A 12985-nucleotide genomic window follows, 5' to 3' on the forward strand; every position below is an offset into this window, starting at 1 on the left:
ATGCGAGCCAGCGATCTCGCCGAGCTGCTGTTGCTCGCCGCCATCTGGGGCGCTTCTTTCTTATTCATGCGCCTGGCCGGGCCGGAGTTCGGCGCGCTCAGTCTGGCCTTTGTGCGCGTGGCCGGCGCGGCGCTGTTCCTGCTGCCCTTGCTGGCCTGGCGCCAGGGCCTGGGCGTGTGGCGCGGCCGCCTGCGGGCGCTGCTGGCCGTGGGCTTCCTGAACTCCGCCCTGCCCTTCGCGCTCTACGCCTTCGCCGCGCTGCACCTGCCGGCGGGGCTCTCCAGCATCCTCAACGCCACCACGCCGATGTGGGGCGCCCTGGTGGCCTGGGTGTGGCTGGCGCAGGCGCCGGGTGCCTGGCGCAGCCTGGGTCTGCTGCTGGGCTTTGCCGGTGTGGTGCGGCTGGCGGCCGAACGCACCGGGTTGAACCTGGACGCCAGCCTGGGCGCCGTGCTGGCCTGCCTGCTGGCCACGCTGAACTACGCGCTCGGCGCCGTGGCCACCAAGCGCTGGCTGCCGGGCGTGCCGCCGCTGGCGGTGGCGGCTGGCAGCCAGCTCGCCGCGGCGCTGTGGCTGCTGCCCTTCGGCCTGTGGGCCTGGCCGGCGCAGTGGCCCAGCCCCGCGGCCTGGGGCCACCTGGCCGCCCTGGCCCTGCTGTGCACGGGCGTGGCCTACATCCTCTACTTCCGCTTGATGGCCCGCGTGGGCCCCACCCAGGCCATCACCGTCACCTTCCTGATCCCGGTGTTCGCCGTGCTCTGGGGCGCCCTCTTCCTGGCAGAGGCGCTGAGCCTCGGGATGCTGGGCGGTGGCCTGCTGGTGCTGGCCGGCACGGCGCTGGCCCTGGGCCTGTGGCCGCGGCCTACTTGAGCACCGCGCCGGTCGAGTCGAGCACGCTCACCTGAACCGGGATGGCCGCTGAAACGGACTGCGTGACCGTGCAGTAGGCCTCGAAGCTGGCCAGCACGCGGTCCAGGTGTTGCAGCTGAGCGGCCGGCACGCCCAGGGTGAGCGTGGCCTGCAGCCCCAGCACCCGCAAGCGGCCCTCGGCATTGCGCCCCACGTCGGCGGCAACACGGCAGCCAATCGGTTCCGGCGCCTGCTTGTACTTGCGCAGCGCGAACAGCAGCGACGCACTGAGGCAATTACCCACGGCCGAGGCCAGAAGCTGCACCGGTGATGGGCCTTCGCCCGCGCCGAGCGGCGCCGGCTCGTCCGCCTGCAGGGGCGGCAGGCCGTCGGCAAAGCGGATCTCGAAGCGGTAGTCCTGCAGCTGCTGCAGCTCAACGGACTCGGGCTTGTCACTCATTGCGCTTCTCCTCGCTTGGGTTGTTCAACAGGGCTTGCAGGCCGGCCTCGTCCAGCACGGCCACGCCCAATTCTTGAGCCTTGGCGAGCTTGCTGCCGGCGGCCTCGCCGGCCACCACGTAATGGGTCTTCTTCGACACCGAGCCACTGACCTTGCCGCCCTTCGCCTCGATCAGCGCCTGGGCCTCGTCGCGGCTCAGCGTGGGCAGGGTGCCGGTCAGCACAAAGGTCTTGCCCGACAGCGGCTGCGGGCTGCTGGCCGCGCCCTCGCCTTCCGCCCAGTGCACACCGCAGGCGCGCAGCTGGTTCACGGCCTCGCGGTTCAGGGGCTGGGCAAAGAAGCTGTGGATGCTGTGCGCCACCACCGGGCCTACATCGGCCACCTGCAACAGCGCGGCCTCGTCGGCGTCCATCAGCGCTTCCAGCTTGCCAAAGTGCCGCGCCAGTTCCTTGGCCGTGGCCTCGCCCACATGGCGGATACCCAGGCTGAACAGGAAACGCGCCAGCGTGGTCTGCTTGCTGGCCTCCAGCCGCTCCACCAGCTTGGCCGCACTCTTCTCGCCCATGCGTTCCAGCGCAGCCAGCTGCACGAAGCCGAGCCGGTAGAGATCGGGCAGGGTGCGCACCAGGCCGGCATCCACCAGCTGGTCGACGATCTTGTCGCCCAGGCCTTCCACATCCATGGCGCGCCGGCCGGCGAAATGCAGCAGGGCCTGCTTGCGCTGTGCCGGGCACACCAGGCCGCCGGTGCAGCGGTGCTCGATCGAGCCCTTGTCGCGCTCCACGGCGCTGCCGCAGGCCGGGCAGGCCTTGGGCATGGCGAAATTGGGCACGTAGGCCGCGCGGGCTTCGGGCATGCGGCCCACCACCTCGGGAATCACATCGCCGGCGCGGCGCACGATCACGCGGTCGCCCACGCGCACGCCCTTGCGGCGCAGCTCGAAAAGGTTGTGCAGGGTCGCGTTCGTCACCGTGGTGCCGCCCACGAACACCGGCTCCAGCCGCGCCACCGGCGTCAACTTGCCGGTGCGGCCGACCTGCACGTCGATGCCATTGAGCCGCGTGGCCTGCTCCTGCGCCGGGTACTTGTGTGCCACGGCCCAGCGTGGTTCGCGCGTCTTGAAACCCAGCTGCTGCTGCAGCGCGCGGCGGTTGACCTTGTAGACCACGCCGTCGATGTCGAAGGGCAGGCCGTCGCGCAGCGCCGCCACGCGCTGGTGGAAGGCGACGAGGCCAGCTGCACCTTGGGCCACCACGCGCTCGGCGCAGACCGGCAGGCCCAGCTGCTGCAGCGCGTCCAGCAGACCCGCATGCGTGGCCGGCAGCTCCCAGCCCTGCACCTCGCCCAGGCCGTAGGCGTAGAAAGACAGCGGGCGCTGCGCCGTCACGCCGGGGTCGAGCTGGCGCACCGCACCGGCGGCGGTATTGCGCGGGTTCACGTAGGTCTTCTCGCCGCGCTCGCGCTGGCGCTCGTTCAGGCGCTCGAAGTCGTCGCGCCGCATGTAGACCTCGCCGCGCACCTCCAGCACCGGGGCCGTGCAGCCTTTGAGACGCAGCGGGATCTGGCCGATGGTGCGGATGTTTTGCGTGACGTCCTCGCCGGTCTCGCCGTCGCCGCGCGTGGCCGCCTGCACCAGCAGGCCCTGCTCGTAGCGCAGGTTGATGGCCAGGCCGTCGAACTTCAGCTCGGCGGCGTACTCCACTTCGGGGTCGGCCAAGTCGAGCCCAAGTTCGCGGCGCACGCGAGCATCAAAGGCCTCGGCGCCGGCCGGCGTGGTGTCGGTCTCGGTCTCGATCGACAGCATGGGCACGGCGTGACGCACCGGCTGCAGCTCGGGCAGCGGCGCGGCACCCACACGCTGGGTCGGGCTGTCGGCCGTACGCAGTTCGGGGTGCTCGCGCTCGATCGCCTGCAGCGCCTGGAACAGGCGGTCGTACTCGGCGTCGGGGATCTCGGGCGCATCCAGCACGTAGTACTGGTGGGCGTGGTGGTGCAGTTGCTCGCGCAGTTCGGCGGCGCGTGTAAGAAGGTCAGCGGCAGGGGTCGGCATGGCGCGGGATTCTCCGCGCTCATTTGGTCAGACTCGGGCCGAGGCGCACCCACGGCTTGAGCGCCAACAGCCGGCGCCTGCGAGACAGGCGCCGTCCTTCGCCCGGGGTCGAACCGTCCCGGCTGCTGGACTGCCACGTGGTGTGCGTCCACAGCCGGCGCCTGCGAGACAGGCGCCGTCCTTCGCCCGGGGTCGAACCGTCCTCAGGACGGTTCTTGCTCCGGGCTCAGCTAAAGAGTCGCCGCGCCACCGCGCTACCCGCCGCCAGATCGCGCGAGGCCAGCACCTTGTACAGCCGGCCCAGCTCCTCGTGGATGGCGGCAAAGCCATGCGGCCCGAGCGGCCGGCCGCCGCCGTCCACCACCTCGGCCTCCAGGTCGCGCGCCAGCAGGCGGGCGACTTCCTGCAGGGCCGCAAAGGGCTCCTGAGACTCGGGGGTCTGAGGCACATCGAACAGCAGCGTGGCCTCGCGCAGCGGCGGGGCCTCGCCTTCTTCGGCCAAGGCGGCCTGCGGGTCGTACTGCAGCACCAGCATCGGGGGCTCGCCTTCCTCAGCGCCTGGCAGCACCAGGCGGCCGGGCAAGGCGCCGGGCACCAGGCCGCGCTTGGCGGCGGCCTGCGTCACGAAACCCAGGGTCCAGGCGGCGCCCTTGGCCTTCAGGCCCACGGCCAGCTGGGCGTCGTTGGCACTGGCGAACTGATCGAGTTCGCGGGCCCGGGCCACCGCTTCCAGCATGTCGGGGAAGTCGGCCATCGCGCCCACGCCGTCGGCAAAGGCCTGCACCTTTTGCACCCACTCGGAGTACTCGATCTCGCCCAGCGGGCCGGCGCGGTTCACCATCTGCAGCCCGGCCTGGAACTCGCCGTAGCGCTCACCGGCCACCGGCAGCTCCCACTCGCCGGTTTCGGTGTTCAGGCCCTCGATGGCCAGCGGTTTGGTGCCGGCGCGGCGGCTGGCGGGCAAGTGCTGCAAGGCGGCGTCGCCGCTGACGGGCGATTCGACGTGCAGCACGGCGATGACGTCGATCAGCGCATCCAGGCGCGGGCCGCTGCGGCGCTGGGTGCTTTGTGCCTTGCGCACCACCATGGGCAGGGTGTCGGCATGGGCGTTGGCATGCGCGGCGGCCGCGTCGCCTTCGTGCAGCACGTCGAGCACCGACTCCATCACGCTGCCTTCAGCGCTGCGCTCGCCCTTGCCGCCAAGGCCGGGTTCCTGTCGCTGCAGGCTGTCGGGCTCGGGGCGGCGCGGGCCAGCCTTGCGGCTGATCCACCAGCCTTGCACCAACAGGGCCAGCAGCACGGCAGCGCCGGCCAGCATCAGGGCTTGGGTCAGGGTGAGGGTCATGGGGCGGGATTCTGGTTCAAGCCTCGGCCATGGTCAGGGCAGCTTCCATGTCCACCGCCACCACGCGGCTGACACCCTGCTCCTGCATGGTCACGCCGATCAGCTGCTCGGCCATTTCCATGGCGATCTTGTTGTGGCTGATGAAGAGGAACTGCGTGCCGCGGCTCATCTCGCTCACCAGGCGGGCATAGCGTTCGGTGTTGGCGTCGTCCAGCGGTGCGTCCACTTCGTCCAGCAGGCAGAAGGGGGCGGGGTTGAGCTGGAAGATGGCGAACACCAGGGCGATGGCGGTGAGGGCCTTCTCGCCGCCGCTGAGCAGATGGATGGTGCTGTTCTTCTTGCCGGGCGGCTGCGCCAGCACCTGCACGCCGGCATCAAGGATCTCGTCGCCCGTCATCACCAGCTTGGCCTGGCCGCCGCCGAACAGGCTGGGGAACATGCGGCCGAACTCGCTGTTGACGCGGTCGAAGGTGCCCTTGAGCAGGTCGCGGGTTTCGAGGTCGATGCGGCGGATGGCGTCTTCCAGGGTCTTGATGGCCGCCAGCAGGTCGGCCATCTGGGCGTCCAGGAAGGTCTTGCGTTCACGTGCGCTGCCCAGCTCTTCCAGCGCGGCCAGGTTGACGGCGCCGAGCGCGGCGATCTCGCGCTGGATGCGGTCGATCTCGCCCTGCAGGCCGGTCAGGCGCACGCCCTCGGTCTCGATGCCCTGGGCCAGGGCTTCCTGGTCGACGCCGGCCGCTTCCAGTTGCTCGCGGAACTGCGCACCGCCCAGCTGGGCGGCCTGCTCTTCCAGCTGCAGCTCGGTGATGCGCGCGCGCAGCGGGTCGAGCGCGCGCTCGGTGGCCTGGCGTTCCTCGTCGGCCTTGCGCAGCTGGGCGCTCAGGTCGTCGTAGGCGCTGCGGGCCTGGGCCAGCACGCCTTCGGCGGCCAGTTTGGCGTCCAGCGCGTCTTGCAGGCCGGCCTGGGCGGCGCTGTCGTCCAGCTCGGCCAGTTCCACGTCCAGGCGGGCCAGCTGGTCGTCGCCGCCCTTGGCCTCCTGCACGGCGGTGGCCTGGGCGCGCTGCAGCTCGGCCTGGCGGGCCAGCAAGGCGCGGGCGCCGAATTGCGCCTCCTGGGCGCGGCGCTCGGCCTGACGCAGGGCCTCGCGCGCATCGTTCAGGCGGCGGTCCGCCTGGATCACGGCCTCTTCCAGATCGGCGTGGCGCTGCTGCGCCTCGGCGAGCTGGATGTCCAGCTCCTCAAAGCGCGCCTCGCCCTGCGCACGGCGCTCCAGCAGGCCTTCCTCGGCGGCGTCCAGCTCGGCCAGCTCCTCGCGCAGGCGGCTGGCCTGGGCATGGGCGGCGTCGAAGGCCTGCGAGAGGCGCAGGCTCTCCACCTGCAGGCCATGGGCCTGGGCGCGCAGGGCTTCGGCGGCGCGGCGCGCCTCGGCCAGCTGGCCGGCCACGGCGGCATGGGCCTGGTCGGCCCGGCCCTGGGCGGCGCGGGCGTCATCGGCGCGCAGCTCCTGTTCGCGGCGCTGCTGCTCCAGGGTCTCGATCTCCTGGGCGCGCGCCAGCAGGCCGGCCTGTTCGCTGTCCGCCGCGTAGAAGGCCACGGCCTGGCGCGAGACGGCGTGGCCGGCTTTCGTGACGATCAGCTCGCCATGGCCCAGCTGGTCGCGCTGCGCCAGCGCGGTGGCCAGGTCGGGCGCGGTGTACACGCCGTCCAGCCAGTCGGCCAGCAGCGCCTTCAGGCCCGGCTGCTCCACGCGCAGCAGCGAGGTCAGCTCGGGCAGGGCGTGGTGGGTGGGTGGGGGCGAGGCCTCGGTCAGCGTGTAGAAGGCCATGCGCGTGGGCGGCGCGTCCTGCTCGAAGGCTCGCACCAGGTCCAGGCGCGAGACCTCGATGGCCGCCATGCGCTCGCGCATGCTGGCTTCCAGCGCGGTTTCCCAGCCGGGCTCGATGTGCAGGCGCTTCCACAGCGCTGTCAGGTTCGCCAGGCCCTGCTTCTCCAGCCAGGGGCCGAGCTTGCCCTGGCTCTGCACCTTTTCCTGCAGCGCGCGCAGGGCCTCCAGGCGGGCGTTGATCTGCGCGAGCTGCGCGGACTGGGCCTGCGCATCGGCCTGGGCGGCGCGGCGCGCGGCCTCCAGCTCGGGCTCGCGCTCGCTCAGGTCTTCCACGCGGGCCTGGGCCTCTTCCCATTGCGCGTCGGCCTCGGCCGAGCGTTCCTTCAGTGCATCCACCGCCGCCGCATCGGGCAGGTTCAGCGTCGCCTTCTGGGCGTCCAGGCGCTCGCGGCGCTGACGCAGCGAGCGGGCCTGCTCGTCCAGCGCGCGGCTCTCGGCGGCCAGCACCTGGATCTGCTGCTGCACCTGCACCGCCACCTGGCGCTGCTCATTGGCGCGCGCCTGGGCGGCGCGTAGGGCGTCCTCCAGGTCCGGCAGCTGCGCCGCCATTTCTTCGGCGCGGGCGGCGGCCAGTTCCTTCTCTTCATAGCCGGTGGCCATCTGCTCGGCCAGCTGTTCCAGCTCGGCAGCGGCCTGGGCGGCGCGCTCGTTCCACAGCGCCTGCTGGCCGCGGATCTCGTCACGCCGGCTGCCGGCCCGGTTGCGTGCCTCCACCACATAGCGGATGCGCTCTTCCAGGCGGCTGACGGCCAGCTGGGCTTCGGCAAAGCGGCCCTGCTCGGCGTGCAGGGTGTCGCCGGCAGCGAAGTGGGCCTGGCGCACTTCTTCCAGGCGGGCCTCGATGGCGCGCAGGTCGGCAATGCGCGCTTCCAGCGCATTCACCGCCTCGCGCCCAGCGGCCTGCACGCGCTCGAACTCACGCGCGGCGTCGCGGCTCTTCAGGAACCAGAGCTGGTGCAGGCGGCGCTCGCCCAGGCCTTGCAGTTCGCGGTACTTGGTGGCCACCTCGGCCTGGCGCTCCAGGCGTTCCAGGTTGCTGTCCAGCTCGCGCAGGATGTCTTCCACGCGCGTCAGGTTTTCGCGCGTGTCCTTGAGCCGGTTCTCGGTCTCGCGCCGGCGCTCCTTGTACTTGCTGACCCCGGCCGCTTCTTCCAGGAAGAGCCGCAGCTCCTCGGGCTTGCTCTCGATGATGCGGCTGATGGTGCCCTGGCCAATGATGGCGTAGGCACGCGGCCCCAGGCCCGTGCCCAGGAAGACGTCCTGCACGTCCTTGCGGCGCACCACCTGGTTGTTGATGAAGTAAGAGCTGGTGCCATCGCGCGTCAGCACGCGCTTCACCGCAATCTCGCTGAACTGGTTCCAAGCGCCACCGGCACGGGCCAGGCTGTTGTCAAACACCAGCTCCACCGAGGCCCGGCTGGCGGGCTTGCGCGTGTTGCTGCCGTTGAAGATGACGTCCTGCATGGACTCGCCACGCAGCTCGCTGGCCTTGCTTTCGCCCAGCACCCAGCGCACCGCGTCCATGATGTTGGACTTGCCGCAGCCATTGGGCCCGACGACGCCCACGCGCTGCCCCGGCAGCTGGAACACCGTGTTGTCGGCAAAGGACTTGAAGCCCGAAAGCTTGATGGAGTTGAGCCGCATGGGGTGCGTCCAGGACGCGGGTTTTCTCTATGAAAACCGGGGCAAAAAAGGGCGCGGATGATAGCATCGCGCCCCCTCGCAAACCCGCATGCCACGCCATGGCCACCAGCAAGAAGAAGAGCCCGCCCGCTTCCCAGCGGCAAGCCCCGGTCAACCCGCCCTCGCTTCCGAGCAAGGAGCTGCAGGTCTTCCCGAACCCAGCCCCGCAGCGCGATTACCTGCTGCAGTTCCAGGTGCCCGAGTTCACCTGCCACTGCCCGCTGACCAAGCAACCGGACTTCGCCCACTTCGTCATCGAGATGGTGGCCGACGAGTGGTGTGTCGAGCTCAAGAGCCTGAAGATGTACATGTGGAGCTACCGCGACGAGGGCGCCTTCCACGAAGCGGTGACGAACCAGATCCTGGACGACATCGTCAAGGCCACGAACCCGCGCTTCTGCCGCGTCAAGGCGCGCTGGTACGTGCGCGGCGGCATCTACACGAACGTGGTGGTTGAGCACCGCAAGAAGGGTTGGAAGCCGCAGGCCCCGGTGGAGTTCGGCGGCGCCGAGTTCCCGCGTGAAACCGGCATGCTGGGCTGACGGGTTTCAGGGCCGATGAATCCGCGCCTGGAGCTGCTGCAGCCCTACCCCTTCGAGCGCCTGCGCGCGCTCCAAGCGGGCATCACCCCCAACCCCGCCCTGCCCGCCATCAGCCTGGGCCTGGGCGAGCCGCGCCACCCGGCCCCCGCGGTGGTGCTGGAAGCCCTGCGCGAGAACCTGGCCGGGCTCTCCAACTACCCGGCCACGGCCGGCAGCCCGGAGCTGCGCGGCGCCATCGCGGCCTGGATCCAGCGCCGCTATGGCCTGCAACTGGACGCCGCCACGCAGGTGCTGCCCTGCAACGGCTCGCGCGAAGCCCTGTTTGCCATCGCGCAGACCGTTGTTGACGCCAGCCGGCCCGGCGCCACGGTGGTGGTGCCCAATCCCTTCTATCAAATCTATGAGGGCGCGGCCCTGCTGGCCGGCGCGCAGCTGGCCTTTGCGGACAGCGACCCGCTCCGCAATTTCGCGGCCGATTGGGGCGCCACTCCTGAAGATGTCTGGGCGCGCACGCAGTTGGTCTACGTCTGCACGCCCGGCAACCCCAGCGGGGCAGTGATGCCGCTGGCTGAATGGCAGCGGCTCTTTGAGCTGTCCGACCGCCACGGCTTCGTCATCGCTGCGGACGAGTGCTATTCCGAGATCTATCTGGCCGAGCAGCCACCGCTGGGCGGTTTGGAAGCCGCCGCCAAGCTGGGCCGGCACGATTTCCGCCGCCTGATCAGCTTCACCAGCCTTTCCAAGCGCAGCTCGGTGCCCGGCCTGCGCAGCGGCTTCGTGGCGGGTGACGCCGCCCTCATCAAGGCCTTCACGCTCTACCGCACTTACCACGGCAGCGCCATGAGCCCGGTGGTGCAGGCCGCGTCCATCGCCGCCTGGAACGACGAGGCCCATGTGGTGGAAAACCGCGCCGCCTACCAGGCCAAGTTCGCCGCCGTGCTGCCGCTGCTGCAAGACGTGCTGGACGTGGCGGCACCGGACGCCGGGTTCTATCTGTGGGCCGGCGTGCCCAAGACCCTGTGCGGAGGCTGCGATATCGAGTTCGCGAAGGCGCTGCTCGGACAATGCAACGTCCAGGTGCTGCCCGGCAGCCTGCTGGCGCGGGCCAACCCCGCCGCTGGCGGACGCAACCCCGGCCAGGGGCGCGTGCGCATGGCCCTCGTCGCCGAAGTCGAGGCCTGCGTGCAAGCCGCGCAGCGCATTCGAACCTTCATCGAAAGCCAGCCATGAGCAGTCTGCAATCCACCATCGAAGCCGCCTGGGAACAGCGCGCCGAGTTCAGCCCCACCAGCGCCCCCGCCGCGGTGCGCGAGGCCGTGAACCATGTGCTGGCCGAGCTGGACGCCGGCCGCCTGCGCGTGGCCAGCCGCCAGGGCGTGGGCCAGTGGGAAGTGCACCAGTGGATCAAGAAGGCGGTGCTGCTGAGCTTCCGCCTGAACGACAACCGCGTGATGGGCAGCGCCGACGCCGGCCAGCTCGCCTTCTTCGACAAGGTCGAACCCAAGTTCGCCGGCTGGAGCGAGGCCGATTTCCGCGCCAGCGGCGTGCGCGTGGTGCCGCCCGCGGTGGCGCGGCGCGGCAGCTTCGTGGCCAAGAACGTGGTGCTGATGCCTTCCTACGTCAACATCGGCGCCTATGTGGACGAAGGCGCGATGGTGGACACCTGGGCCACCGTGGGTTCGTGCGCGCAGATCGGCAAGAACGTGCACCTGAGCGGCGGCGTGGGCATCGGCGGCGTGCTCGAACCCTTGCAGGCCAACCCCACCATCATCGAAGACAACTGCTTCATCGGTGCCCGCTCCGAGGTGGTGGAAGGCGTGATCGTTGAGGAACACTCGGTGATCTCGATGGGCGTCTACATCGGCCAGAGCACCCCGATCTACGACCGCGAAACCGGCGAAACCAGCTACGGCCGCGTGCCGGCCGGCTCGGTCGTCATCAGCGGCAGCCTGCCGCGCGATGGCGGACGCTATAACCTGTACGCTGCCGTGATCGTCAAGAAGGTGGACGCGCAAACGCGCGCCAAGACCTCCATCAACGAATTGCTGCGCGCCTGAGCCTCGGGCGGCCCCAGGCCGCCCGCCCCCGCCTCGGACGCGCACAGGTACCAAGGAAGCCACCATGGCGGGAAACATGGATCGCAACCTGCGCCTGATGGCCGAAAAGGGAGCCTCGGACTGCTACCTCTCGGCCAATATGCCGGTGCTGATCAAGCTGAACGGCCAGGTCGTGCAGCTGTCCGATCAGGCCCTGGCCGTAAACCAGCCGCGCCAGCTGATTGCGGAGCTGCTGGACCAGAAGGCGCTGCAGGAGCTCGACGAGAACGGCGAGCTCAACATGGCGATCTCGATCTCCAAGGTCGGCAGCTTCCGTTTGAGCGGCTTTCGCCAGCGGGGTTCCATCGCCGCGGTGTTCCGGCATATCTCGCACACCATCCCGGCGCTGGAAACACTCAAGCTGCCCGAGATCCTCGGCAACCTGGTGCTGGAAAAGCGCGGCCTGGTGCTGATGGTGGGCGCCACCGGCACCGGCAAGAGCACGACGCTGGCCGCCATGCTGGAAAAGCGCAACCAGACCATCGCCGGGCACATCCTCACCATCGAGGACCCGATCGAGTACCTGTTCCAGAACAAGAAGTCGGTGGTGAACCAGCGCGAGATCGGGCGCGACACCGCCAGCCTGCAGATCGCCCTGAAGAACTGCCTGCGCCAGGCGCCCGACTGCATCCTGATCGGCGAGATCCGCGACCGCGAGACCATGACCGCGGCGATTTCGTACTCGCTCTCCGGCCACCTGGTGCTGGCCACGCTGCACGGCAACAACAGCTACCACGCGCTGAACCGCATCTTGTCCTTCTACCCGCCGGAAAGCCGCCCCGCCTTGCTGGGCGACTTGGCCGCCGGCCTCAAGGCCATCATTTCGCAGCGCCTGGTGCGCGCTCAAAGCGGTGGCCGCGTGCCGGTGGTGGAAATCATGATGAACACCAAGCTGGTGTCCGAGCTGATCGAGCAAGGCGACTTCAACGGCGTCAAGGAAGCGATGGAGAAATCCATGGCCGAGGGCTCGCAGACCTACGAAGAGCACTTTGCCAAGCTGATCGAGAACGGCACCATCAGCCGCGAAGAGGGCCTGGCCTTTGCCGATTCGCCCACCAACCTGCTCTGGCGCCTGCAGAACACGCAAGAACCCGTCTCGCGCGCCCCCGCCAAGCAGGAAGACGCCCCGGCCGATACCGCCACCTTCACCGAGATCACGCTGGACGTGATGCCGGAAGAGGGCTGAGCCGCATCACCACCGCAAGTTCCTCTTGAAACTCATCGACTGCATCGAAGCCGGCGCCGCGCGCCTGCAAGCCGCCGGCGTGGCCTTTGGCCAGGGCACGCTCAACGCCTTTGACGAAGCCGCCTGGCTGACGCTCTGGCGCCTGGGCCTGCCGCTGGACGCGCTGGACGACCATGCCGAGGATGCGCTGACGCCGACCCAGCAGGCCGAGGTGGCGGCCCTGATCGAGCAACGCATCAGCACCCGCCAACCCGCCGCCTACCTCACGGGCGAGGCCTGGCTACAGGGCGTGCCCTTCTTCATCGACCGCCGCTCCATCGTGCCGCGCAGCTTCATCGCCGAGCTGATCGCCGAGGGCAGCTTCGACGCCTGGCTGGGCGAGCACACCCAAGCGGTGCTGGACCTGTGCACCGGCAACGGCTCGCTCGCCGTGTTGGCCGCCATGGCCTGGCCCGAAGTGCAAGTCACCGGCGCCGACCTCAGCCCCGACGCCCTGGCCGTGGCCCAGCGCAACATGGAACGCCACGGCCTGCAGGAGCGCATCCGTCTGGTCCAAGGCGACGGCCTCTCCGCCGTCGCCGGCCAGCGCTTCGACCTGGTGCTCTGCAACCCGCCCTACGTCAACGCCCAGTCCATGGCCGCCCTGCCCCCCGAGTTCCGCGCCGAACCCGAGCTGGCGCTGGCCGGCGGGGCCGATGGCATGGACTTCATCCGCCGCCTGTTGGCGGAGCTGCCGGCGCACCTCAACGAGGGTGGCGTGCTGGTGCTGGAGATCGGCCACGAGCGGCCGTTCTTTGAGGCGGCGTTCCCGGAGTTGGAGCCGGTGTGGCTGGAGACCTCGGCAGGTGGGGACATGGTGCTGCTGCTGACCCGCGAGCAGCTCGGCTGA

Annotated in this window: 10 protein-coding genes; 6 read left to right on the forward strand and 4 right to left on the reverse strand. The window is 70.0% G+C overall.

The window, feature by feature from the left end; all coding sequences use genetic code 11:
- Positions 1 to 870, forward strand: a complete 870-nt coding sequence (locus ACE3QP_RS10185) for a DMT family transporter (RefSeq protein ID WP_374435764.1) — start codon at positions 1 to 3, stop codon at positions 868 to 870.
- Here ACE3QP_RS10185 and ACE3QP_RS10190 read toward each other — a convergent pair.
- The 4 genes from ACE3QP_RS10190 to smc all read right to left on the reverse strand — a co-directional run bounded on the left by ACE3QP_RS10190 (position 863) and on the right by smc (position 8233).
- The gene (locus ACE3QP_RS10190) at positions 863 to 1309 is read right to left on the reverse strand and encodes an OsmC family protein (protein WP_374435766.1); all 447 of its coding nucleotides are present in this window, start codon (positions 1307 to 1309) and stop codon (positions 863 to 865) included. The genes ACE3QP_RS10185 and ACE3QP_RS10190 overlap by 8 nt on opposite strands.
- Positions 1302 to 3359, reverse strand: a complete 2058-nt coding sequence (gene ligA, locus ACE3QP_RS10195; RefSeq protein WP_374435767.1) for an NAD-dependent DNA ligase LigA — start codon at positions 3357 to 3359, stop codon at positions 1302 to 1304. Before ligA ends, ACE3QP_RS10190 begins: the two co-directional genes overlap by 8 nt.
- Positions 3360 to 3585: 226 nt before the next feature.
- Positions 3586 to 4704 carry a cell division protein ZipA C-terminal FtsZ-binding domain-containing protein gene (locus tag ACE3QP_RS10200; RefSeq protein WP_374435769.1) on the reverse strand — a complete coding sequence of 373 codons (1119 nt, stop codon included), beginning with the start codon at positions 4702 to 4704 and terminating at the stop codon, positions 3586 to 3588.
- A gap of 16 nt (positions 4705 to 4720) precedes the next feature.
- Positions 4721 to 8233, reverse strand: coding sequence for a chromosome segregation protein SMC (smc, locus tag ACE3QP_RS10205; RefSeq protein WP_374435771.1), 3513 nt, complete (start codon positions 8231 to 8233; stop codon positions 4721 to 4723).
- 98 nt (positions 8234 to 8331) lie between these two features.
- On the opposite strand from smc, the gene queF reads away from it, so the two are divergent.
- The 5 genes from queF (at position 8332) to prmB (ending at position 12985) form a co-directional block, all read left to right on the forward strand.
- A complete protein-coding gene (gene queF, locus ACE3QP_RS10210; RefSeq protein WP_374435773.1) occupies positions 8332 to 8814 on the forward strand; it encodes a preQ(1) synthase in 483 nt (160 codons plus the stop codon).
- Between the two features lie 15 nt (positions 8815 to 8829).
- Entirely contained in the window at positions 8830 to 10044 is a 1215-nt protein-coding gene (gene dapC / locus ACE3QP_RS10215) for a succinyldiaminopimelate transaminase (RefSeq protein ID WP_374435774.1), read from the forward strand.
- Positions 10041 to 10871 carry a 2,3,4,5-tetrahydropyridine-2,6-dicarboxylate N-succinyltransferase gene (dapD, locus tag ACE3QP_RS10220; RefSeq protein WP_374435776.1) on the forward strand — a complete coding sequence of 277 codons (831 nt, stop codon included), beginning with the start codon at positions 10041 to 10043 and terminating at the stop codon, positions 10869 to 10871. Before dapC ends, dapD begins: the two co-directional genes overlap by 4 nt.
- 64 nt (positions 10872 to 10935) lie before the next feature.
- Positions 10936 to 12096, forward strand: a complete 1161-nt coding sequence (locus tag ACE3QP_RS10225) for a PilT/PilU family type 4a pilus ATPase (protein WP_374435778.1) — start codon at positions 10936 to 10938, stop codon at positions 12094 to 12096.
- A gap of 25 nt (positions 12097 to 12121) precedes the next feature.
- Positions 12122 to 12985 (forward strand): 50S ribosomal protein L3 N(5)-glutamine methyltransferase, encoded by an 864-nt coding sequence (gene prmB / locus ACE3QP_RS10230; RefSeq protein WP_374435780.1) that lies wholly within the window; start codon positions 12122 to 12124, stop codon positions 12983 to 12985.

The sequence above is a fragment of the Inhella sp. genome (assembly GCF_041912635.1).
GTDB lineage: Bacteria > Pseudomonadota > Gammaproteobacteria > Burkholderiales > Burkholderiaceae_C > Inhella.

Coding starts and splice junctions, on each gene's coding strand:
- ACE3QP_RS10185 (WP_374435764.1), top strand. CDS start 1: ATGCGAGCCAGCGATCTCGCCGAGCTGCTGTTGCTCGCCGCCATCTGG.
- ACE3QP_RS10190 (WP_374435766.1), bottom strand. CDS start 1,309: ATGAGTGACAAGCCCGAGTCCGTTGAGCTGCAGCAGCTGCAGGACTAC.
- ligA (WP_374435767.1), bottom strand. CDS start 3,359: ATGCCGACCCCTGCCGCTGACCTTCTTACACGCGCCGCCGAACTGCGC.
- ACE3QP_RS10200 (WP_374435769.1), bottom strand. CDS start 4,704: ATGACCCTCACCCTGACCCAAGCCCTGATGCTGGCCGGCGCTGCCGTG.
- smc (WP_374435771.1), bottom strand. CDS start 8,233: ATGCGGCTCAACTCCATCAAGCTTTCGGGCTTCAAGTCCTTTGCCGAC.
- queF (WP_374435773.1), top strand. CDS start 8,332: ATGGCCACCAGCAAGAAGAAGAGCCCGCCCGCTTCCCAGCGGCAAGCC.
- dapC (WP_374435774.1), top strand. CDS start 8,830: ATGAATCCGCGCCTGGAGCTGCTGCAGCCCTACCCCTTCGAGCGCCTG.
- dapD (WP_374435776.1), top strand. CDS start 10,041: ATGAGCAGTCTGCAATCCACCATCGAAGCCGCCTGGGAACAGCGCGCC.
- ACE3QP_RS10225 (WP_374435778.1), top strand. CDS start 10,936: ATGGCGGGAAACATGGATCGCAACCTGCGCCTGATGGCCGAAAAGGGA.